The 22,369-nt window shown below is 73.8% G+C and carries 17 protein-coding genes and 3 tRNA genes; 9 read left to right on the top strand and 11 right to left on the bottom strand.

The window, feature by feature from the left end; translation table 11 throughout:
• Positions 1-237: 237 nt before the first annotated feature.
• Positions 238-852 (top strand): NADPH-dependent FMN reductase, encoded by a 615-nt coding sequence (locus ACZ6ZN_RS10325; RefSeq protein ID WP_469644877.1) that lies wholly within the window; start codon positions 238-240, stop codon positions 850-852.
• Between the two features lie 426 nt (positions 853-1,278).
• On the opposite strand, the gene ACZ6ZN_RS10320 is transcribed toward ACZ6ZN_RS10325, so the two are convergent.
• From ACZ6ZN_RS10320 to ACZ6ZN_RS10310, 3 genes are all read right to left on the bottom strand, one after another.
• Positions 1,279-1,695: a gamma-glutamylcyclotransferase family protein gene (locus ACZ6ZN_RS10320; RefSeq protein WP_469644875.1), complete on the bottom strand. Its 417-nt coding sequence runs from the start codon at positions 1,693-1,695 to the stop codon at positions 1,279-1,281.
• Positions 1,696-1,764: 69 nt separating this feature from the next.
• Positions 1,765-3,957, bottom strand: coding sequence for a molybdopterin oxidoreductase family protein (locus ACZ6ZN_RS10315; RefSeq protein WP_469644872.1), 2,193 nt, complete (start codon positions 3,955-3,957; stop codon positions 1,765-1,767).
• A 107-nt stretch (positions 3,958-4,064) separates the two neighbouring features.
• Complete coding sequence (locus ACZ6ZN_RS10310) at positions 4,065-4,754, bottom strand: SanA/YdcF family protein (RefSeq protein ID WP_469644869.1); 690 nt, start codon at positions 4,752-4,754, stop codon at positions 4,065-4,067.
• A gap of 212 nt (positions 4,755-4,966) precedes the next feature.
• Here ACZ6ZN_RS10310 and ACZ6ZN_RS10305 point away from each other — a divergent pair, with 212 nt between their 5' ends.
• The 5 genes from ACZ6ZN_RS10305 to ACZ6ZN_RS10285 all read left to right on the top strand — a co-directional run bounded on the left by ACZ6ZN_RS10305 (position 4,967) and on the right by ACZ6ZN_RS10285 (position 12,039).
• On the top strand, positions 4,967-5,713 hold the full coding sequence (locus tag ACZ6ZN_RS10305; RefSeq protein WP_469644866.1) for a sirohydrochlorin chelatase: 747 nt from the start codon (positions 4,967-4,969) through the stop codon (positions 5,711-5,713).
• Positions 5,714-5,958: 245 nt separating this feature from the next.
• Entirely contained in the window at positions 5,959-7,236 is a 1,278-nt protein-coding gene (locus ACZ6ZN_RS10300; protein ID WP_469644863.1) for a deoxyguanosinetriphosphate triphosphohydrolase, read from the top strand.
• A 133-nt stretch (positions 7,237-7,369) separates the two neighbouring features.
• Positions 7,370-8,635: an NAD(P)/FAD-dependent oxidoreductase gene (locus ACZ6ZN_RS10295; protein ID WP_469644861.1), complete on the top strand. Its 1,266-nt coding sequence runs from the start codon at positions 7,370-7,372 to the stop codon at positions 8,633-8,635.
• Between the two features lie 29 nt (positions 8,636-8,664).
• Positions 8,665-10,581, top strand: a complete 1,917-nt coding sequence (gene dnaG / locus ACZ6ZN_RS10290) for a DNA primase (RefSeq protein WP_469644858.1) — start codon at positions 8,665-8,667, stop codon at positions 10,579-10,581.
• Between the two features lie 147 nt (positions 10,582-10,728).
• The gene (locus ACZ6ZN_RS10285; protein WP_469644856.1) at positions 10,729-12,039 is read left to right on the top strand and encodes an RNA polymerase sigma factor; all 1,311 of its coding nucleotides are present in this window, start codon (positions 10,729-10,731) and stop codon (positions 12,037-12,039) included.
• Between the two features lie 101 nt (positions 12,040-12,140).
• Here the strand turns inward: ACZ6ZN_RS10285 and ACZ6ZN_RS10280 are convergent, their stop codons facing one another.
• The 4 genes from ACZ6ZN_RS10280 to ACZ6ZN_RS10265 form a co-directional block, all read right to left on the bottom strand.
• Complete coding sequence (locus tag ACZ6ZN_RS10280; protein WP_469644853.1) at positions 12,141-14,069, bottom strand: ABC transporter ATP-binding protein; 1,929 nt, start codon at positions 14,067-14,069, stop codon at positions 12,141-12,143.
• Positions 14,069-15,802 carry an ABC transporter ATP-binding protein gene (locus tag ACZ6ZN_RS10275; protein ID WP_398111439.1) on the bottom strand — a complete coding sequence of 578 codons (1,734 nt, stop codon included), beginning with the start codon at positions 15,800-15,802 and terminating at the stop codon, positions 14,069-14,071. The genes ACZ6ZN_RS10280 and ACZ6ZN_RS10275 overlap by 1 nt, the downstream gene beginning before the upstream one ends.
• 146 nt (positions 15,803-15,948) lie before the next feature.
• Positions 15,949-17,403 (bottom strand): FGGY family carbohydrate kinase, encoded by a 1,455-nt coding sequence (locus ACZ6ZN_RS10270; RefSeq protein ID WP_451877143.1) that lies wholly within the window; start codon positions 17,401-17,403, stop codon positions 15,949-15,951.
• 147 nt (positions 17,404-17,550) lie between these two features.
• The gene (locus ACZ6ZN_RS10265) at positions 17,551-17,856 is read right to left on the bottom strand and encodes a YtxH domain-containing protein (protein WP_369195773.1); all 306 of its coding nucleotides are present in this window, start codon (positions 17,854-17,856) and stop codon (positions 17,551-17,553) included.
• Between the two features lie 158 nt (positions 17,857-18,014).
• Here ACZ6ZN_RS10265 and ACZ6ZN_RS10260 point away from each other — a divergent pair.
• The 3 genes from ACZ6ZN_RS10260 (at position 18,015) to ACZ6ZN_RS10250 (ending at position 18,431) form a co-directional block, all read left to right on the top strand.
• Positions 18,015-18,087, top strand: a tRNA-Asn gene (locus ACZ6ZN_RS10260).
• 5 nt (positions 18,088-18,092) lie between these two features.
• Positions 18,093-18,165, top strand: a tRNA-Asn gene (locus ACZ6ZN_RS10255).
• 189 nt (positions 18,166-18,354) lie between these two features.
• Positions 18,355-18,431, top strand: a tRNA-Ile gene (locus ACZ6ZN_RS10250).
• 91 nt (positions 18,432-18,522) lie between these two features.
• On the opposite strand, the gene uppS is transcribed toward ACZ6ZN_RS10250, so the two are convergent.
• The 4 genes from uppS to ACZ6ZN_RS10230 form a co-directional block, all read right to left on the bottom strand.
• Positions 18,523-20,283, bottom strand: a complete 1,761-nt coding sequence (gene uppS, locus ACZ6ZN_RS10245; RefSeq protein WP_469644848.1) for a polyprenyl diphosphate synthase — start codon at positions 20,281-20,283, stop codon at positions 18,523-18,525.
• 130 nt (positions 20,284-20,413) lie between these two features.
• Entirely contained in the window at positions 20,414-20,548 is a 135-nt protein-coding gene (locus ACZ6ZN_RS10240) for a hypothetical protein (RefSeq protein ID WP_398111437.1), read from the bottom strand.
• A gap of 10 nt (positions 20,549-20,558) precedes the next feature.
• Positions 20,559-21,323: a cytochrome c oxidase assembly protein gene (locus ACZ6ZN_RS10235; RefSeq protein WP_469644846.1), complete on the bottom strand. Its 765-nt coding sequence runs from the start codon at positions 21,321-21,323 to the stop codon at positions 20,559-20,561.
• A 337-nt stretch (positions 21,324-21,660) separates the two neighbouring features.
• Positions 21,661-22,350 carry an ANTAR domain-containing protein gene (locus ACZ6ZN_RS10230; RefSeq protein ID WP_469644843.1) on the bottom strand — a complete coding sequence of 230 codons (690 nt, stop codon included), beginning with the start codon at positions 22,348-22,350 and terminating at the stop codon, positions 21,661-21,663.
• Positions 22,351-22,369: the final 19 nt, after the last annotated feature.

The raw sequence follows: 22,369 nt of genomic DNA, 5'->3' as shown, positions 1-22,369 counted from the left end.
TGCCCTTCCGAGGAAACGGGGTGTCCGGCGACCCCGCTTTCTGAGTGGGCGTCAGAATTGGGGTGAACGGGTGTCGTGTACACCTGTCCCCGACGGTCCGTCAGGTGCGTTTCGGCTGGTCAAGCGGGTCGGCCGGGCGCAAGGGGGAATTGCCTCCGGCGCGGGGGTGAACGGGTGACCCGGCGCGGTGCGGCCGGGCTTGACCTCGACAAAGGTTGAGGTATCAGGCTGTGCCGCATGAACCCGATCACCGCGCACACCGCCGTCCACCCGTCCGCCACCGAGCCGCTCCGGGTGACCCTCGTCGTCGGCAGCAACCGCCACGGCCGCTTCGGCCCCGTGGTCGCCGACTGGCTCCGCGGCCGGCTGACGGACCGCGACGACCTGGTCGCCGAGGTCGTCGACGTCGCCGAGGCCGACCTGCCCACGTCCCTCGAACCGACCCCCGAGGCGCGTGCCGCCCTGTCCGGCATCACGCCGAAGCTGGCCCGGGCGGACGCCTTCGTGGTCCTCACCCCCGAGTACAACCACTCCTTCCCGGCGGGCCTGAAGAACCTCGTCGACTGGCACTACGGCGAATGGCGGGCCAAGCCCGTCGCCCTCGTCTCCTACGGCGGCCTGGCCGGGGGCCTGCGTGCCGTGGAGCACCTGCGCCAGGTCTTCGCCGAGCTGCACGCCGTGACGGTGCGCGACACCGTGTCCTTCCACAACGCCGGCGCGTCCTTCGACGACGGGGGCGCCCTGCGCGACCCCTCGGGCCCGGACGCCGCGGCCAAGACCATGCTGGACCAACTGGTGTGGTGGGGCCGCGCCTTGAGGGAGGCGAGGGCCCAACACCCGTACGCGCCCTGACCCACACGCGCACCGCCACTCTGGCCTGCGTCGGGCCCAACCCTTCGGCGGGGCCGGTCCTTCGGCGGGCTCGGTCTCGGCGGGCTCGGTCCTTCATGGGAGCCCGGTCCTCCGGCGGCCTGGCCCGTCAACCGGGCACCGGCTCGCCCCCGCCCGCCCGCCTCCCGGCCGGACTCGCCTCCTGTCGGGGGCGCGGGCTCGGCGCGAGGACGCTCACGGACCTACGACCCATCAGCCGGTCACCGGCCCGTAGCCGGCCCCCCGGGTCGTGTCGCCTCGGCCCTCAGCCGCCTCTCGGCCCGGCCGACCCCTGGCCCGTACCCGCCCTCAGGCACGCACCCGGCCCCGGCCCGCATCCGCCCCAGGGCGTGCACGGCTCGGCCCGGGCCCGCACCCGCACCGTGCCCCGACGACCCGCCGCCCCCGCTACCGCCGCCCTCGCCACTCCGTACCCGCGACCCGCCGCCCGGCGTCGCGCAGCCGCTTCGCCGCGTCCGGGCCCGCGACGTACACCCAGGCCCGTACGCCCGCCCCGTCCGCGTCCCGTACGACGTCGCGTTCCACGCGCACATACAGGCTGCGCGGGTCACCCGGCGCGTACTCCTCCAGCCGGTCAAGCTCGGCGAGCAGCGCCCCGTACGCCCGGGGCAGCGCGGTCACCAGCTCCCCGCGCACCTCGCCGCCGCCCGGCTCCTCGACCGCGTACGGATAGCCCGGGCCCTCGTACAGCACGGTGTCCGCCAGCCGGGCCGGTTCCTCGGAGCGGGTGCGGCCGTGCAGGAAGAGGCGGTGGTTGACCTCCCCGGGGCGGAGGGTGCCGTAGACGAAGAAGGGCAGGGTCACAGGTACGATTCTGCACCTTCGGTCGACCCACGGCCGGACCGCCCAGCCCGACCCTCACGGCCCCGACCCCTACGGCCGGACAACCTCCAGCCGTACCGCGCACGCCTTGAACTCCGGCATCCGCGACGTCGGGTCGAGCGCGGGGTTGGTGAGGGTGTTCGCCCGGCCCTGGCCCGGCCAGTGGAAGGGCATGAAGACGGTGTCGGGCCGGATGGTGGCGGTGATCCTCGCCGGAGCCACCGCCCGGCCCCGCCGCGACACCACCGCCACCGGATCGCCCTCGGCCGCCCCGAGCCGGGCCGCCAGCCGCGGGTGCAGCTCCACGAACGGCCCGGGCGCGGCGGCGTTCAGCTCCGCGACCCGCCGGGTCTGCGCCCCGGACTGGTACTGCGCCACGACCCGGCCGGTGGTGAGCAGCAGCGGGTACTCCTCGTCCGGCTCCTCGGCGATCGCCCGGTGCGTGACGGGCACGAACCGCGCGCGGCCGTCGGCGGTGGCGAAACGGTCGAGGAACAGGCGGGGCGTGCCGGGGTGCGCACCCGCCGTCTCCCGGGCCGGTGCCTGCGGGCGGCTCCCCGCCGCCCGCCCGGCGGGGTCGTCGGCGGGGCGCGGCGCGCCGAGCAGCGCGTCCCCGCTCCCGTCCGGCGCCGGTGGTTCGGCCGGGCAGGGCCAGAACACCCCGTCCTCCTCGGCCAGCCTGCGGTAGGTGATCCCCGAGTAGTCCGCCGGCCCGCCCGCGCTCGCCCGCCGCAGCTCCTCGAACACCTCCTCCGGGTCCGCCGGGAAGCCCTTCTCCACGCCCAGCCGGACGGCCAGTTCGCCCAGGACCTCCAGATCGCTGCGCACGCCTTCCGGCGGGGCGACCGCCCGCCGGCGCAGCAGGACCCGGCCCTCCAGGTTCGTCGTCGTGCCCGTCTCCTCCGCCCACTGCGTGACCGGCAGCACCACGTCCGCGAGCGCCGCCGTCTCCGACAGCACCACGTCGCAGACCGCCAGGAAGTCCAGCGACCGGATCCGCTCCTCCACGTGCGCGGCCCGGGGCGCCGACACCACCGGGTTGGACGCCATCAGCAGCAGCGACCTGATGTCCGTGCCCAGCGCGTCCAGCAGCTCGTACGCGCTGCGCCCCGGCCCCGGCAGACTGTCCGGGTCCACGCCCCACACCCCGGCGACGTGTGCCCGGGCCGCCGGGTCGTCCAGCTTGCGGTACCCCGGCAACTGGTCGGCCTTCTGCCCGTGTTCGCGCCCGCCCTGCCCGTTGCCCTGCCCCGTCAGACAGCCGTACCCGGACCGGGGGCGGCCCGGCCGGCCGGTCGCCAGGCACAGGTTGATCCAGGCGCCCACGGTGTCCGTGCCCTTGGACTGCTGCTCGGGCCCGCGGGCGGTGAGCACCATCGCCGACTCCGGCTCGCAGAACAGCCGTACGGTCTCCCGCAGCCGGGGGACGGGCACCCCCGTGATCCGCTCGACGTACTCGGGCCAGTGCGCCATGGCGGCGGCCCGGGCCTCCTCCCAGCCGGTGGTCCGGGCGGCGACGTACTCCTCGTCCACCCGGCCCTCGGCGATCACCAGGTGCAGCAGCCCCAGGGCGAGGGCCAGATCGGTGCCCGGGCGGGGAGCCAGGTGGAGATCGGCCTGCTCGGCCGTCCTGGTCCGCCGCGGGTCGACGACGATCAGCGTGCCGCCGTTCTCCCGCAGCTCGGTGAAGTACCGCAGCGACGGCGGCATGGTCTCCGCGGGGTTCGACCCGACGAGGATCACGCAGCCCGACCGCGGGACGTCCTCCAGCGGGAACGGCAGGCCGCGGTCCAGCCCGAACGCCCTGATCCCGGCCGCCGCCGCGGACGACATGCAGAACCGCCCGTTGTAGTCGATCTGCGAGGTGCCGAGCACGACCCGCGCGAACTTGCCGAGGCTGTAGGCCTTCTCGTTGGTCAGCCCGCCGCCGCCGAACACCCCGACCGCGTCCGGGCCGTACGCGGCGCGCGTGCGGCCGAGGCCCTCGGAGATCCGGTCCAGGGCGTCGTCCCAGGAGGCCGGCACCAGCGTGCCGTCCCCGCCGCGCACCAGCGGCGAGGTCAGCCGGACCTCCCGCGCGAGCAGCTCCGGCGCGGTCCGGCCCTTGCCGCACAGCGCGCCCCGGTTCACCGGGAAGTCCGTCCGCTCGCTCACCGCGACGCTCCCGTCCGGCGCGGGCGTGAGGTTCATCCCGCACTGCAGGGCGCAGTACGGGCAGTGCGTGGGCGTCACGGTGTTCTGCATGCCGACCAGCGTGCGCGGGCCGTGTTACGCCCGGGGCGGGCCCCCTGTTACACGGCGGGGACGGCGACCTCCCCGCCGCCGCCCGGCCCGCGTGAGGTGCGGATCCGCTACCGCCCGCCCGCGGCCAGCGCCCGTTCCACACCCGGCTCGCGGGGCCCCAGGAAACGCGGGTCCGGCCGCAACGCCGCGTCCACGGCCGCCTTCCCCGCCGCGAGGATCTCCCGGGCGCCCCCGTAGTACCAGGTCGCGTCGTGCACGGCGTCCACCCCGACCCCGTAGGACTCCACCCCGGCGGCGCGGCACAGCGCCACCGCGCGCCGGATGTGGAAGCCCTGGCTGATCAGCACGGCCTCGTCCACCCCGAAGATCTTCTTCGCCCGCACGCACGAGTCCCACGTGTCGAACCCCGCGTAGTCGCTGACGATGCGCCCGTCGGGCACCCCGTGCCGGGTCAGATAGGCGCGCATGGCGTCCGGCTCGTCGTAGTCCTCGCGGCTGTTGTCCCCGGTGACGAGCACCACCCGCACCCGCCCGTCCCGGTACAGCTCGGCCGCCGCGTCCAGCCGGTGGGCGAGGTAGGGGGAGGGATCCCCGTCCCACAACCCGGCCCCGAACACCACGGCGACATCGGTGCGCGGGACGTCGGCCGTCGAGCGCAGCCGGCCGTCGGCCACCAGGTGCATCCAGGTCGCGGGCAGCAGCGCGAGCACGCACCCGGCCATCACGGCCTGCACCAGGCGCCGTCGCCCCCGCCGGGTGCGCGGCAGCCGCGGTCTGCGCAAGGTCACTGGACGCATCGGACGGTCCCCTCCCCGGTCGGCCCACACCGTCAGGGACGCCCGGCCGCACCGCCCGGTTCACTCCCGACGCGGTGACGAGCTTCACGCGGCCGGCCGAAACCGCAGCTCACGGCGGCTCACAGCGTCCCCGCCCCGGGGCGTGAGCCACCGGAAAACCCCCGTGACCCCCGCGCAACGGCGGGGACACACGGCCCGGTGACCATGGAGGCATGTCCAGTCCTCCCGCGCAGCCCACCCCGCCCGCTCTCGTGGCCGTCGCCCACGGCAGCCGCGACCCCCGCGCGCTGCACACGGTGAACGCGCTCCTGGACCGGGTCCGCGCCCTGCGCCCCGACGTGCCGGTGCACCTGGGGCACATCGAACTGAACGCCCCCCTGCTCCCCGAGACGCTCGCCGCCCTCGGCGACCGGGAGGCGGTCCTCGTACCGCTGCTCCTCAGCCGCGGCCACCACGTCAAGCGGGACATCCCCGCGACGGCTGCCGCCTCGTGCGCCCGCACCCGTCCGGCGCCGCCCCTCGGACCCCACCCGCTCCTGGTGGACGCCCTCCACGACCGCCTGACGGAGGCCGGCTGGGGCGGCACCCCCCGCCGCACCAGCGCGGTGGTCCTCGCCGCGGCGGGCTCGCGCGACCCGGACGCGAGAGCGGACACCGCGCGCACGGCGCACCTCCTGGCGGCCCGCCTCGGTGTCCCGGTCGTTCCCGCCTACGCCTCGGCCGCCGCCCCCACGGTCGAGGCCGCGGTCCGCACCCTGCTGGCGAGGGGCCGCCGCCACATCGCCCTCGCGTCCTGCTTCACGGCCCCCGGCCGCTTCGCCACCGAGTGCGCCCAGGCGGCCCCGTGGATAGCGGCGGCCCCCCTAGGCCCACACCCGTCGATGGCAAAGCTCGTCCTGCACCGCTACACCCAAACCCTGCACACCTCACCCCCGACACCACACCTGACCCGAGCCTGACACCCCCCGCCGGGGCCACCCCCTGAAGGGGCGCGAGGAACTGCGCAACAGCTCCGCACCTGGCCCGGACCCGACACCCCACACCGGGTTCACCCCCTGAAGGGGCGCGGGGAACTGCGCGACAAGCCACGACGACCCCGCACCCGCCGGACGCCCGCACCCGCGACGCACCCGCCCGACCCCCACACCCCGCAGACGTTCAGCCACGTCGCACCCCCGCACCCCCATGCCCGTACTGTCGACCCATGCCAGGCACCACGACGAACCCCACGGCCTACGACCCGACGTCAGTCGAGCGCTGGGCGCCCGAACCGGACAAGCGCCCCGGCCGCACGGCCTTCCAGCGCGACCGCGCCCGGGTCCTGCACTCCGCCGCCCTGCGCCGCCTCGCCGGCAAGACCCAGGTGGTCACGCCCGGCACGCTCGGACCCGCCTGGGACGCCAGCCCCCGCACCCGCCTCACCCACTCCCTGGAGTGCGCCCAGGTCGGCCGCGAGCTGGGCGCCGCCCTCGGCTGCGACCCCGACCTCGTCGAAGCGGCCTGCCTCTCCCACGACCTCGGCCACCCGCCCTTCGGCCACAACGGCGAACAGGCCCTGAACGAGTTCGCCGCGGACTGCGGGGGCTTCGAGGGCAACGCCCAGTCCCTCAGGCTCCTCACCCGCATCGAACCCAAGCGGTTCACCCCGGAGGGGTCCGTCGGCCTCAACCTCACCCGAGCCACCCTCGACGCCGCGACCAAGTACCCCTGGCCCCGCGGCGCGCACCCCACCGACCCCCACTCGTCCAAGTTCGGCGTCTACGAGGACGACCGCCCCGTCTTCGACTGGTTCCGCAAGGACGCCCCCGGCACCCGCACCTGCTTCGAGGCGCAGGTCATGGACTGGTCCGACGACGTGGCCTACTCGGTGCACGACGTCGAGGACGGACTGCACGCCGGTCACATCGACCCCAACTGCCTGCACGCGGACCCCGAGCGCGACGACGTCTTCCGGGTCGCGCTCGGCCGCTACGCGCCCCCCGGCACCGACCCGGCCGAACTCGCCGAGGCCCTCGACCGGCTCCTCGCCCAGGAGTGGTGGCCGCACGGCTACGACGGCACCGCCGTCGCCCAGGCCCGCCTCAAGGACGCCACCAGCCAGCTCATCGGCCGCTTCTGCCTGGCCGCCGAGGCCGCGACCCGGGCCCGGTACGGGCCGGGCCGGCTCACCCGGTACGCCGCCGAACTCGTCGTCCCGCGCGGGACACGCATGGAGTGCGCCGTGCTCAAGGCCGTCGCCGACCTGTACGTGATGCAGCGGGCCGAGCAGGAGCGCCTGCGCGCCGACCAGCGGATCGTCGTCGCCGAACTCGCCGAGGCGCTCACCGCGCGGGCCCCGGACGGCCTGGACCCGCAGTTCCGGACCCTGTTCGACCAGGCGTCCGACGACCGCGCCCGCAAGCGGGCCGTCGTCGACCAGATCGCCTCCCTCACCGACACCTCGGCCCGGTCGTTGCACGCCCGGCTGACGGGGCACGCGTGAGACGGGCGGGACCCGCGGGGCGTGGGCGCCGCCCAAGGTGACACTGCGTGGCCTGATCGGGTCACACCCTCTTCCCGCATCACGCTCCGTGCGGGACGCTCGCAAGTGCTACACCCTGACGAGGAGGCATCAAGTGGTCGACGCGGATCAGACATTCGTCATCGTCGGAGGCGGACTGGCCGGCGCCAAGGCGGCCGAGACGCTCCGCGCGGAGGGCTTCACCGGCCGCGTGATACTGATCTGCGACGAACGGGACCACCCCTACGAGCGCCCGGCCCTGTCCAAGGGCTACCTCCTCGGCAAGGAGGAACGCGACAGCGTCTTCGTCCACGAACCCGCCTGGTACGCGGCGAACGACATCGAGCTGCACCTCGGCCAGACCGTCGACGCGATCGACCGCACGGCGAAGACGGTCCGCTTCGGCGACGACGGCACCGTGGTGCGCTACGACAAGCTGCTCCTGGCGACCGGCGCGGAACCCCGGCGCCTCGACATCCCGGGCACCGGCCTGGCGGGCGTGCACCACCTGCGGCGCCTCGCCCACGCCGAACGCCTCAAGCACGTGCTGGCCAACCTCGGCCGCGACAACGGCCACCTGGTGATCGCCGGGGCGGGCTGGATCGGCCTGGAGGTCGCGGCCGCGGCCCGCGAGTACGGCGCGGAGGTCACCGTCGTCGAGCACGGGCCGACCCCGCTGCACGGCGTGCTCGGCCCGGAACTCGGCGGGCTCTTCGCCGAGCTGCACCGCGACCACGGCGTCCGCTTCCACTTCGGCGCCCGTCTGACCGAGATCACCGGTCAGGACGGCATGGTCCTCGCGGCCCGCACCGACGACGGCGAGGAGCACCCGGCCCACGACGTCCTGGCGGCCATCGGCGCGGCCCCGCGCACCCACCTCGCCGAGGCGGCCGGCCTGGAGGTCGCCGACCCCGCCCTCGGCGGCGGCATCGTCGTCGACGAGCGGCTGCGCACCTCCGACCCGGACGTGTACGCCGCCGGGGACGTCGTCTCCTTCCCGCACGCCCTGTTCGACACGCGCATGCGCGTCGAGCACTGGGCCAACGCCCTCAACGGCGGCCCGGCCGCCGCGCGCTCCATGCTGGGCCGGGACGTGACGTACGACCGGGTGCCCTACTTCTTCTCCGACCAGTACGACCTGGGCATGGAGTACTCCGGCTGGGCACCGCCGGGCAGCTACGACCAGGTGGTCGTGCGGGGCGACGCCGGCAAGCGCGAGTTCATCGCCTTCTGGGTGAAGGACGGCCGGGTGCTGGCCGGGATGAACGTGAACGTGTGGAACGTCACCGACAAGATCCAGCGCCTGGTCCGCAGCCGCGCCCAGGTGAACACGGACAATCTGGCCGATCCGCACGTTCCGCTCGAAAACCTCGCACCGTGAGTGTCACTGCGCCCCCGTAGAATTCACGCGTGGCAGGACGGATCAACGACGAGGACGTGAAGGCGGTACGGGACGCGGTCCCGATCGACGCCGTGGTGTCCGAGTACCTCCAGCTGCGCAACGCGGGCGGCGGGAACCTCAAGGGTCTGTGCCCGTTCCACGACGAGAAGTCACCGTCCTTCCAGGTCAGCCCGAGCAAGGGGTTCTTCCACTGCTTCGGCTGCCAGGAGGGCGGCGACACCATCACCTTCGTGATGAAGATCGACCACCTCACCTTCTCGGAGGCGGTCGAGCGCCTGGCCGGCCAGGCGGGCATCACCCTGCGCTACGAGGAGGGCGGCTACAACCCCTCCCACCAGCGCGGCGAGCGGATCCGCCTGGTCGAGGCGCACAAGATCGCCGCGGAGTGGTACGCGGAACAACTCGCGACCTCCCCCGAGGCCGACACCGGCCGGGTCTTCCTCGCCGAGCGCGGCTTCGACCAGGACGCCGCCCGGCACTTCTCCGTCGGCTACAGCCCCCAGGGCTGGGACCACCTCACGCGCTTCCTGCGCGGCAAGGGCTTCACCGACAAGGAGCTGCTGCTCTCCGGCCTCTCCCAGGAGGGCCGCCGCGGCCCCATCGACCGCTTCCGCGGCCGGCTGATGTGGCCCATCCGCGACATCGGCGGCGACGTGGTCGGCTTCGGCGCCCGCAAGCTCCACGAGGCGGACAACGGCCCCAAGTACCTCAACACGCCCGAGACGGCGATCTACAAGAAGTCCCAGGTCCTCTACGGCATCGACCTCGCCAAGAAGGACATCGCCAAGGCCTCCCGCGCGGTCGTCGTCGAGGGCTACACGGACGTCATGGCCTGCCACCTCGCCGGCGTCACCACCGCCATCGCCACCTGCGGCACCGCCTTCGGCGGCGACCACATCAAGATCCTGCGCCGGCTGCTCATGGACAACGGCTCGGCCCGCGTCATCTTCACCTTCGACGGCGACGCCGCCGGCCAGAAGGCGGCCCTGCGCGCCTTCGAGGACGACCAGAAGTTCGCCGCCGAGACGTACATCGCGATCGCCCCCGACGGCATGGACCCCTGCGACCTGCGCCTGGCCAAGGGCGACGAGGCCGTCGCCGACCTGGTCGAACCCCGCACCCCCCTCTTCGAGTTCGCCCTGCGCCAGATCGTGGCCCGCTACGACCTCGACACCCCCGGGGGCCGCGCCGCCGCCCTGGACGAGGCCGCCCCGGTCGTCGCCCGCATCAAGAACAGCGGCGCCCAGCACGAGGTCGCCGTGCAGCTCGCCGGCATGCTCGGCATCCTCGACACCCAGTTCGTCGTCAAGCGCGTGGCGCAACTGGCCCGCTGGTCCCGCGAGCGCGGCGGCAAGGGCCCCGCCCCCGACCGGCACGCGCCGCCCCAGCAGTACTCCGCCCAGCCGTCCGCCGCCCCCCGCGGACCGGCCCTCAATCTGCGCAACCCCGTCTACGCCACCGAGCGCGAGCTGCTCAAACTCGCCCTCCAGCGCCCCGAGCTGGTCTCCCCGGCCTTCGACGCGTACGGCGTGGACGAGTTCACCGCCCCGCCCTACGCCGCCGTGCGCCAGGCCATCCTGGACGCGGGCGGCGCCGAGTCCGGCGTCGCCGACCCCCAGGACTACCTGGTCAAGGTCCGCGAGGCCGCGCCCGACGACGCGGTCCGCGCGATGGTCACGGAGCTGGCCGTCGAGGCGATCATGCTGCACAAGGGCGTGAAGGGCGTCGACGAGACCTACGCCGGAGCCCAGCTGGTCACCGTCCGCCGCCGCGCCGTGGAGCGCCGCATCCGCGACATCACCGGCCGCCTCACCCGCCTCGGCAACCACGGCGACCCGGCCGAACTGGCCGCCGTCCAAAACGAACTGTGGGTCCTCCAGCAGTACGACCAGACCCTGCGCGCCCACGGCGCCGCCGCCCTCTGACGCATCGTCGGCGCCGTCACCGCGCGTGAGGGACGCGTGAGGCATCCGGTGTCCCACCGGGGGCGACCGCCCGGTCACGGAACGGAAGCAAAAAGTCACCGCACGCCCCTCGTGGCGGCCATGTGTCGTACCCCACACTGGGGTGCGGTGCCTGAGTCCCCGGAGCGCGGCCGATCCGTCACCGACGGGTTCCGGACCCCCGCGGTTCCGCCCATCGCGTACGGGACGGAACGCGGCGAGGCCGCCGACTCCGCTCCCGACGTACCGCTGCCGCAGCCACTGGCAGCGATCATCCTGGAGGTCGCCCCCGTGCAGACCCAGACCCTCCGTCAGACCGACGCCGCCCCGCCCCGCCGCGCCGGCGCACCGGTGCCCGACGCGCAGGCCGACGCCCTGCCCGGGGTCCCCGTGCAGGACCGCGCCGGGCAGCACCCGGAGACGGAACCGGAACCGGAAACGGAGCCCGAGGAGCCGCCCGCCGAGGCGATCGACACGGCCGGGGCCCCCGAGGCCGTCGAACCGCCGCCGGTGCGCACGGAGACCGGCGGCCCCTCCTCGGACCTGTTCCGCCAGTACCTGCGGGAGATCGGCCGCGTCCCCCTGCTGACCGCCGCGGAGGAGGTGGAACTCGCCCGCCGCGTCGAGGCCGGCCTGTTCGCCGAGGAGAAGCTGCGGCTCACCCCCGACCTGGACAGCCGGCTGGCCTCGGACCTCGACCGGCTCGTGGTGATGGGCCGCGTCGCCAAACGCCGCCTCATCGAGGCCAATCTGCGCCTGGTCGTCTCCGTCGCCAAGCGCTACGTCGGCCGCGGCCTGACCATGCTGGACCTCGTCCAGGAGGGCAACCTGGGCCTGATCCGCGCGGTGGAGAAGTTCGACTACGCCCGCGGCTACAAGTTCTCCACCTACGCCACCTGGTGGATCCGGCAGGCCATGTCCCGCGCCCTGGCCGACCAGGCCCGCACGATACGCGTGCCCGTCCATGTCGTGGAGCTCATCAACCGGGTGGTGCGGGTGCAGCGCCGCATGCTCCAGGAGCGGGGCTACGAGCCGACGCCCCAGGAGGTGGCGGCCCACCTGGAGTTGCCACCGGAGCGGGTGGGGGAGGTGCTGCGGCTGGCCCAGGAGCCGGTGTCGCTGCACGCGCCCGTGGGCGAGGAGGACGACGTCGCCCTCGGCGACCTCATCGAGGACGGCGACGCGGCCTCCCCCGTGGAGTCGGCCGCCTTCCTGCTGCTCCGGGAGCACCTGGAGGCGGTCCTCTCCACCCTGGGCGAGCGGGAGCGCAAGGTCGTCCAACTCCGCTACGGGCTGGCCGACGGCCGCCCCCGCACGCTGGAGGAGATCGGCCGCATCTTCGGCGTGACCAGGGAGCGCATCAGGCAGATCGAGTCGAAGACGCTCAACAAGCTGCGGGACCACGCCTTCGCGGACCAGCTCAGGGGCTATCTGGACTGACGCCGGCCGCACGTCCCCCTCAGGGGCGCGGGGAACTGCGCGACCCGCCACGACGGGCCCGCAGCCGCCCCGCGACCTCACTCGGCGCCCCCGGACGCGACTCAGTCCACCTCCGCCACCGCCTGCGCGAACTGCGCCTGGTACAACCGGGCATACGCCCCGCCCGCCTCCAGCAGGTCCTCGTGCGTGCCCTGTTCGACGATCGCCCCGTTCTCCATGACCAGGATCGCGTCCGCGTCCCGGATCGTGGAGAGCCGGTGCGCGATGACGAACGAGGTCCGCCCGTGCGCCAGTTTGGCCATGGCCTTCTGGATCAGCACCTCGGTCCGCGTGTCGACCGAGCTCGTCGCCTCGTCCAGCACCAGGATCACCGGGTCGGACAGGAACGCCCGGGCGATGGTGATGAGCTGCTTCTCTCCCGCGCTCACCCCCGTGCCCTCGTCGTCGATCACGGTGTCGTACCCGTCCGGCAGCGTCCGCACGAACCGGTCCGCGTGCGCCGCCCGCGCGGCCTCCTCGATCTCGCCCCGGGTGACCTTCCGGGAGGCCCCGTAGGCGATGTTCTCCGCGATCGTGCCGCCGAACAGCCAGGTGTCCTGCAGCACCATGCCGATCCCGGCCCGCAGTTCGTCCCGGGACATCCGCGCGATGTCCACGCCGTCGAGGGTGATCCGGCCGCCGGTGACCTCGTAGAACCGCATGAGCAGGTTCACCAGGGTCGTCTTGCCCGCGCCGGTCGGCCCGACGATGGCCACCGTCTGCCCCGGCTCCACCGTCAGCGACAGGTCCTCGATGAGCGGCTTGTCGGGGTCGTAGCGGAACGACACGTGCTCCAGCGCCACCCGCCCGCGCAGCTCCTCGGGCCGTACCCCCGGCACCGGGTCCGCGCCCTGCTCCTCGGCGTCGAGCAGTTCGAAGACGCGCTCCGCGGAGGCGACCCCCGACTGCACCAGGTTGGCCATCGACGCCAGCTGCGTCAGCGGCATGGAGAACTGCCGCGAGTACTGGATGAACGCCTGCACGTCACCGATGGACAGCGAGCCGGACGCCACCCGCAGCCCGCCGACGACCGCGACCAGCACGTAGTTGAGGTTCGACACGAACATCATCAGCGGCTGCATGACCCCGCTGTTGAACTGCGCCCTGAACCCCGCCTCGTACAGTGCCTCGTTCTGCTCGGCGAACTGCCGCGCCGACTCCTCCTGCCGCCCGAACACCTTCACCAGGGTGTGCCCGGTGTACATCTCCTCGATGTGGGCGTTCAGCTTGCCGGTGGACCGCCACTGCTGCACGAAGTGCGGCTGCGAGCGCTTGCCCACGCGCGTGGCGACGACGAACGACAGCGGGACGGTCACCAGCGCGACCAGCGCCAGGATCCACGAGACCCAGAACATCATCGCGAGCACGCCGATGACGGTCAGCACCGAGTTGATGAGCTGCCCCATCGACTGCTGCAACGTCTGCCCGATGTTGTCGATGTCGTTGGTCGCCCGGGACAGCACCTCACCGCGCTGACGCTTGTCGAAGTACGACAGCGGCAGCCGCGACAGCTTCGTCTGGACGTCCTCGCGCATCCGGAACATGGTCCGGTTCACGGCCCGGTTCACCAGCCGCGTCGCCACCGCCATCAACAGCCCGGCCACCGTGAACACACCCAGCGCCAGCAGCAGCACGTGCCCGACGGCCGTGAAGTCGATGCCCTCGCCGGGGGTGAAGTCGGTGCCGCGCAGCATGTCGGCGACGTCACCGTCGCCGCGCTGCCGCATCTGCTCCAGGACCTGCTCCTTGGACGCCCCCTCGGGCATGCCGCGCCCGACGATGCCCGCGAAGACCAGGTCGGTCGCCCTGCCGAGGATCTTCGGCCCGACGACGCTGAGCCCGACGCTGAGCACCACGCAGGCCAGCAGCACGCCGACGGTCGCCCGCTCGGGCCGGAACCGGGCGAGGAGCCGCCTGCCCGATCCCTTGAAGTCCAGCGAGCGCTGGTCGGGGCCGCCCCCGGCCATCATCCGCCCCATGGGCCCCGCCATCAGGCCGCCTCCGCTTCCGTGAGCTGGGAGAGCACGATCTCCCGGTAGGTCTCGTTGTCCGCCATCAGTTCGTGGTGCCGGCCCGTGCCGACCACCCGGCCCTCGTCCAGCACGACGATCCGGTCGGCGTCCCGGATGGTCGCCACCCGCTGGGCGACGATCACCACCGTCGCCTCCGCGGTCTCCCGCCCGAGCGCGGCCCTCAGGGCGGCGTCCGTCGCGTAGTCGAGGGCGGAGAAGGAGTCGTCGAACAGGTAGATCTCGGGGCGCTGCACCAGCGTCCGGGCGATGGCGAGCCGCTGCCGCTGACCGCCGGAGACGTTGGTCCCGCCCTGCGCGATGGGCGCGTCCAGCCCGCCCTCCAGCCGCTCGACGAACTCCTTGCCCTGCGCGACCTCCAGCGCGTGCCACAGCTCCTCGTCGGTGGCGTCCGGATTGCCGTAGCGCAGGTTGGTCGCGACCGTGCCCGCGAACAGGTACGGCTTCTGCGGCACCAGCCCGACCGTGCGCGCGAGCAGCTGCGGATCGATGTCCGCGACCTCCACCCCGTCGACGAGGACCTGCCCCTCGGTGGCGTCGAACAGCCGCGGGACCAGCCCGAGCAGGGTCGACTTGCCGCTGCCGGTCGAGCCGATGACGGCGGTCGTCTCGCCCGGCCTGGCCACCAGGTCCACGGCCCGCAGCACCGGCTCCTCGGCACCCGGATAGCGGAAGCCGGCCCCGCGGATCTCCAGATGGCCGTGCCGGCGCAGCTCCCGCACCGGTGCCGTCGGCGGCACCACGCTGGAGGAGGTGTCGAGCACCTCCTGGATGCGTTCGGCGCACACCTCGGCGCGCGGCACCATCATGAACATGAAGGTGGCCATCATCACGGACATGACGATCTGCATCAGATAGGCGAGGAACGCGGTCAGGTCGCCGATCTGCATCCCGCCGCTGTCGATGCGGTGCGCACCGAACCACACCACGGCGATGGACGACAGGTTCACCACCGTCATGACGATCGGGAACATCAGCGCGAGCAGGTTGCCGGTGCCCAGCGCGAACCGGGTCAGTTCGGTGTTGGCCTCGCGGAAGCGCTGCTGCTCGTACTCGTCCCGGACGAAGGCCCGGATCACGCGGTTGCCGCTGATCTGCTCGCGCAGCACCCGGTTGACGGTGTCCAGCCGCCCCTGCATCGAGCGGAACAGCGGCCGCAGCCGCCGCACGATCAGCGTCACGCAGATGCCCAGCACCGGCACGACGGCCACCAGCACGCCGGACAGCGGCACGTCCAGGCCGAGCGCCAGCACGATGCCGCCGACGCACATGATCGGAGCCGACACCATCAGCGTGAACGTCATCAGCGCCAGCATCTGCACCTGCTGGACGTCGTTGGTCGTCCGGGTGATCAGCGACGGGGCGCCGAAGTGGCCCACCTCACGCGCGGAGAACGACTGCACCCGGTCGAACACGGCGCCGCGCAGGTCCCGTCCCAGCGCGGAGGCGGTACGGGCGCCGTAGTACACCGCGCCGATGTTGCACACGACCTGCACCAGCGAGATGCCGATCATCAGCGCGCCGTAGGCCACGATGTAGCCGGTGTCGCCGTTGACGACGCCCTGGTCGATGATGTCCGCGTTCAGCGTGGGCAGGTAGAGCGTGGCGCAGGTCTGCAGGAACTGCAGCAGCACCAGCAGGGTGATGGGTCTCTTGTAGGGCCTGAGACAGGTCCGCAGGAGTCGTATGAGCACGCTGCTTCTCTCGGAGTGGTCGACGGGGGCCGGTGGTCGCCCCTGGCCCCTATCGTCGACCACTCCACCGGCGTTACCTCAACCGAATTAGCCCGACGAGCGCCCGGGAACGCCGCGTCCTCACCGACTTCTTACCCTCCGGCCCGCTACAGCCGCAGCGCCCCGGGATGCGTCTGCTCCCGCACCGCCACGAACTGCTGCCGTACCGCCTGCCCCACGGCCAGCTCCTCCCCGGGCTCCAGCACCTGCGCGACGGCGCCCTGCCAGGCCGGCGGGGTGCGCACGTCGAGCGTGCCCTGCGACGCCCCGAGCGCCCAGGCCGCCTGGCGGGCGGCGCCGATCGCCGCGTAGTCCGCCGGCTGCGGCACCACGACCTGCGTCCCGAACAGCATCGGCGCGGCGGCCTGCACGGCGGGCAGCTCAGCGGCCGGCCCGAGCAGGAACACCCGGCGCACCTCGACGCCCCGGGCCCGCAGCACGTCCAGCGCGTCCGCGAGCCCGCACAGCATGCCCTCGAACGCGGCCCGAGCCAGGTGTTCCGCCTTCATCGACTCCCGCCGGAGCCCGGCCAGGGTGCCCGCGGCGTGCGGCAGGCTGGGCGTCCGCTCGCCCTCCAGATAGGGCAGCAGCACCAGCCCGTGCGAGCCGGGCGTCGACTTCATGGCCAGGTCGGACAGGCTCTCCAGATCGGGCAGCCCCAGCAGTTCGGCGGTCCCGCGCAGGGCCCGCACGGCGTTGAGGGTGGTGACGACCGGCAGGTGCATGCCGGTGGCGTCCGCCAGCGCGGTGATCATCCCGGAGCCGTCGACCAGCGCCTCGGGGTGGACGGCCATGACGGACCCGGACGCGCCCAGCGACACGACCGCGTCGCCGAGACCGATGCCGAGGCCGAACGCCGCCGCCATCGTCTCGCCGGTCCCGACGGAGATCAGCAGGCCCTCCGGCGTCGTCCCGGCGGCGTCCGCGGGGCCGATCACCTCCGGCAGCATCGCCTGGTGCCCGAGCGCCAGCTCGACGAGGTCGGGCCGGTAGGCGCCGGTGGCAGCGGACCAGTACCCGGTGCCGGAGGCCCCGCCCCGGTCGGTGGTCCGGCGCACCGGCCGGCCCAGCAGCTGCCACACCAGCCAGTCGTGCGCCTGCATCAGGACGGCCGTGCGCCGCGCGTTCTCCGGTTCGGTCCGGGCCAGCCAGCGCAGCTTGGTCACGGGCTGCGGCGCCCGCGGCACACAGCCCACCGCCTGCGCCCACGCCTCGCGCCCGCCGAGCGCGTCGACCAGGTCGGCCGCGGCGACCTGCGTCCGCTTGTCGCCGCCGACCAGGGCGGGGCGCACGGTGTTGCCCTGCGCGTCCAGCGGCACGACGGCGTTCTGCTGCGCCGAGACGCCGATCGCCTGCACACCCTCCAGCAGTCCGCCGCCCGCGGCCTCGCCCAGGGACAGCAGCCAGGCCTGCGGATCGACGTCGGACGGCCGGCCGCCGCTGTCGGGGCTCTCCACCGGATGCGGTGCATATCCCTGCCTGAGCACGGCTCCGGTATCCGCGTCACAGACGACGATACGAGTGAAATCGGGCGAACTGTCCAACCCGGCGACTATCCCCATGGCCGAAATTCTGCCGCACGCTCCCACGAGGTTGGGTCGTGGGCGCCGTGGGGGGTGTCGCCGGGTTTCGCGTGCGGGCTCGTCGTGGCTGGTCGCGCAGTTCCCCGCGCCCGTTTCAGGGGCGTGGGCCTGCTCGGCATCAGTCGCTCACGTGTTGCTCGTGCCCCAGTCGTCCTGGCCGCCGTTGTGCGTGGCGCGGTCGCGCAGGTGGCGGACCCGGTCGGCCACCGACTCGGGCACGCGGTCGCCGACCTTGTCGCTGACCACGTGGTACGCCTTGCCCGCGAACTCACGGCCCTGGTGGGCCGCCGTCTCCGCGGTGTTCCGGACGGCCGGGTTCTGTGCGAACTGGCGGGCCGACTTCTTGAGCTGTTCGTAGCGCTCGCGTCCGGCCCTCGTGCCCAGCACGTAACCCAGAACGACTCCGGCGACGAACGTGAGCCGGTAACGCATGGCTGCCACCCTTCTTTGCAGAGGTCTCCGGTGCGGCGCGGACGCCGGGGAGTACCGATTGGCGGAGCACCCCCCTGCTTGCGCTAATGTATGTGTCGCAGCGAGCGCGCGCCCCCTGGCGAATACCCAGGTAGGTACGTTCGATGCGTACGAGACCTTCCTCGGTAGCTCAATTGGCAGAGCAGCCGGCTGTTAACCGGCAGGTTACTGGTTCGAGTCCAGTCCGGGGAGCTCGGTCCTCCGTAGCTCAATTGGCAGAGCAGCCGGCTGTTAACCGGCAGGTTACTGGTTCGAGTCCAGTCGGGGGAGCAGATGGACGAGGACCCCTCGCAGGGGTCCTTTTTCATGTCCGTCGCGATCTTCGGGAACCACGCGGCAACCGGTGCAGTCCTCATGGTCACGAGCGCCGTGGCGAAGCCGACCATCCGAAGCAGGAGATCGTATGAGCGGCTATGCTGCGGCAGACGGCGCGCACACATGTACGCGACACGCCGCTATGGGGCGGTAGCTCAGCCGGTTAGAGCAGCGGACTCATAATCCGTCGGCCGTGGGTTCGAGTCCCACCCGCCCCACCATGTGCCACCCGCGCAGAACCGTTTCTGCCCGGGTTCGTCCAGCAGGGCGCCGCTCCGAGGCGGCGCCCTTCGCCGTTCCCACGACGACCCGTCAGCCGGCGTGCCCCGCCGGGCCCGTCGCGGCCGGGGTGGCACCCAGACGGCGCTGCCGGCCCGTGTAGGCGGTGACGGCCTGCCAGAGGTCGCGGCGATCGGTGTCGGGCCACAGCTCCGGAGTGAAGTGCAGCTCGGCGTAGGCCGCGTGCCAGGGCAGGAAGTTGGAGGTGCGCTGCTCGCTGCCGGTGCGCCAGAGCAGGTCCACGTCCGGCATGTCCGGCTGCGGCAGGTGCCGGGCGAACACCTCCTCCGAGATCAGGTCCGGGTCCAGGTGACCGGCCCGGGCCCGGCGGGCCAGGGCGGCGGCGGTGCGGGTGATCTCGTCGCGGCCGCCGTAGTCGATGCACATCGTCACGGTCAGGCCGGTGCGCGAGCGGGTGGTGCGCTCCCTCAGCTGGAGCAGGTCGACCAGGTCGGGGGGCAGGCGGCCGGCGCGGCCGTGCCAGCGCAGGCGGACGTCCAGGTCCCGGAACGGGTCGTCGGCCACCTCGTCGTGCAGCAGGTCGAGGATCGCCCCGACCTCCTCCGGGTCCCGGCTCCAGTTCTCGGTGGAGAAGGTGTAGAGCGTCAGGTGCCGCAGGCCGATCTCCAGGGCCCCGTGGACCATCTCGCGCACGGCCACGGCACCCGCGCGGTGGCCCTCGTGCCGGGGCAGGCCGCGCTGCTGGGCCCAGCGGCCGTTGCCGTCCATGATCACCGCCACGTGGGCCGGCAGGTGCGCGGCCGGGACGGACGGCGGCCGTTCGCCGGTGGGGTGCGGCGGAGGACGGCGGAAGGCCCGCGCGGGCGTTCCCGGCGCCGGTGCGGCCGGGGCCTGCGCGGCGGTCCGGTGCGGATCCGGGGCCGTGAGCGGGGTCAGGGTCCAGGCCAGGGCCGCACGGGTGCGCGCGGGCGCCAGGATGCGGGCCCGGGCCCGCAGGGACGGCCTGGGCGGGGCGCGCAGCACCGACGGTCCCGCCGCGTCGACGGCGTCGAGCTGCGCCCGCAGCAGCGCCGCCATGGTGTCCAGGACCGTGGCCGGCCCGGGGTGCATGCCGCGCGTGAGACCCGGCTGCGCCACCCAGCGCCGGGCCAGCCCGGTCAGTTCCGTCACCAGGGCGGCGACGGCCGGGCTCCAGCGGCGGTGCGTCAGGTCCCGCGCCGAGCCGGGATGCCCGTCGAGGGCCTCGTCGGGCAGCAGCAGGTCGCCCTGGGCCAGGTCGGCCGACAGGTCGGTGAGGATGTCGGTGAGCCGGACGCCGTCGAGGAACTCCTCGTAGGCCTCCCGGGAGTCCAGCCGCAGGGCGACGGGCACGCCCGCGCGGTCGAAGATCGTGCGGACCTGGCCGAACCACGGCAGGAGGTTCTCCCGGCCCCAGCCGCGCCACTCCGACCAGTCGGCGAAGCGGCGGCCGGCGGTGTCGTCCTGCACCTGGGTCATGGCGGCGTGCAGCTCGGACAGGTCCAGGCGCCAGCGGTGCGCGGTGTCCACCAGGGCGTGGCGGATCGGGTCCGGGCTGGTGCCGGTGGGCAGTTCGCGGTGCAGGGCGTCGATCCAGGCCGCGACCCGGGTGGCCCGCTGCGCCGCGGGGGCGGTGCGGTCGTCGCCCAGGTCGTCCAGCGCGTTGGCGGCGGCCCACAGGGCGTGCAGGGACGGGCGCAGCGGGGCGGGGGCCAGCTGGATCAGGGCGTACTCCGCCGGGTCCTGGTCCCTCGTCCGGCGTCGGCACAGTCGGTAGGCCGCCCGCAGGGCCGGGTCGGCAGGCAGATCGCTCACAACCAGGACATTACGTCCCCGCCGTACGGCGTCCCGTGCAGGTGGCCCGGGGCCGCGTCGCCGCGGCCCGCCCTCCCGGCGTCCTCACTCATCTCGTCCTCCCCTTCCACGCGTCCGCCGGGCGATGCCGTCACGCGGTGCTGTCGTCGTCCGTGTCCTGCTCGTCGTCCCGGTCGCCCTCGGCCTGGGACGGGGTGGGGGTGGGTGTGGTGTCCGGCTCGTCGTCGCGGTCGCCCTCGGCCTGCGACGGGGTCTGCTCGCTCATGTGCCTCTCCTTACGCTGCGGCGGCCTGCCGGGTACCCCGGTCGCTCCGGAACGATCGGCCCCGTGCGCGATACCACTGGGACGCCAGCACCAGCGCCAGGACGATCTCCACGGCGTCGCCGCCGTAGTACATGAGCCGGGCGGCGGAGTGCAGGTCGGCCGGGGAGAAGGCGGTGCCCGGCGGGCCCGTCGCCCACAGGCTCTTGGCCAGGACCGCGTGGCCCGCCGCGGCCGCCAGCAGGGTGCCGCCGCGCAGGGCGTGGCCCGGCCGGTGGCGGATCGGGTCCACGGCGAGCAGCGCGAAGGTGAAGAGGGCTCCCGCGGCGAAGAGATGCAGGGTGAGCAGAGGGCTGTGGTGCCAGGACGACGGAACCGGCGCCCGGTACAGCAGCCACAGACCGCCGATGTCCAGGGCCGCGGCCACCGGCGGGAAGACCAGCGCGCTGACGGGGCGGGAGCGGGTGAACCGGACCAGGGCACGCCGGCCGGGCGGCGGGAGCGTGCGCAGGGCCAGGGTGACGGGGCGGGCGAGGACCAGGGGGATCGGCGCCGCCATCCCGGCGAGCAGGTGGGCGGCCATGTGCGCGGTGAACGGCGCCGGCCACGTCTCCCACGGCACGGCGAACGCCGCGACCAGCAGCCCGCCGCCCAGCCAGAAACCGGCGTCGCGGCGCACGGGCCAGCGGTCGCCGCGGCGCCGGAGCCGGGCCGCGCAGGCGGTGTAGAGCACGCAGCCCAGCACGACGAGCACGGGCAGCGGCCCCGGCGTCGTCATCACACGGCCCCGGGCGCCGGCCGCGGGGAGCGGCGGGGGTCCGGCGCCGGGCCGGCCGGAATGGCGACGAGGCCGCCGTGCCGGCTGTGCCGGCCGGGGCTGACGCCGGTGGCTGGGCTGGCGGGCACCGCGAACGCGGGGGAGTGGGGGTGGGTCATCTGTGGTTGCCCAGTGGCTCGACGGCCGGCTTCCGGCGGTTGTGCAGGGTGGCGTCGGAGGGGGTGCCTCGGGGCTCGAAGGGGTTCGGACCCATGCGTGTACTCCTCGCCGGAGGGCGGAGCGGGACGCCGCCGGGTACCCGGCGCCAACGGCGGGAAACCGGCTCGGTGGGGGGCGGTCAGTCCCGGCGGAGCCTTCCCAGCGCCCGCCGCAGGGCCGTGCGGAGTCCGGGCGGGGGCGGCGGGCCGTCCCCGTCGGCGCTCGCCGTCACCGCCGCCGCCACGTCCCGGAGCTTGGTGTTCGACAGCTGGGACGCCTCGCGCAGGAGGTGCCACGCCTCGTCGGAGGTGCAGCCGTGCGTGGCCATCAGCACGCCCCGGGCCTGGTCGATGACCGGGCGGGAGGCGATGGCGTGGCGCAGCTGCTCGACCTCCGCCTCGAGCACCTGCAGGCGTTCCGCGCGCTCCAGGGCGACCGCCGAGGGCGCGGGCGCGGGGGCGGGGGCCGGGGCGGCCGCGTCCCGGCCGGACACCGGATCGGTCGTGTCCAGGCCCGCCAGCTCCAGGATCCGCCTCGGCTGGCCGTTCCAGTTGGTGGCCGTGACCGTCAGCGCCCGCTGCCCGGCGCAGTCCCTCAGCACCTCCAGGAACTGGAGCCCGGCGGTGTCCATGAAGTGCACGTCCCCCATGTCCAGGTCGACGCGCGTGACACCGGCCGGCAGGTCGGCCAGGACCTTCGCGAGGGTCTCGGCGCAGCCGTGGACGAGTTCGCCGCGCGGGGCGAGTTCGGCGCGGTCCGCCTCCACACGGCCACGGACGACCAGGGCGCCCAGTCCTCCCGTGAGATCTGATGATGCCGCTGAGGTCATGTCACCGCCTTGTCGGTCC

It is taken from the genome of Streptomyces sp. NPDC053665 (assembly GCF_055585285.1).
This window is presented reverse-complemented; position numbering and strand designations above follow the sequence as displayed.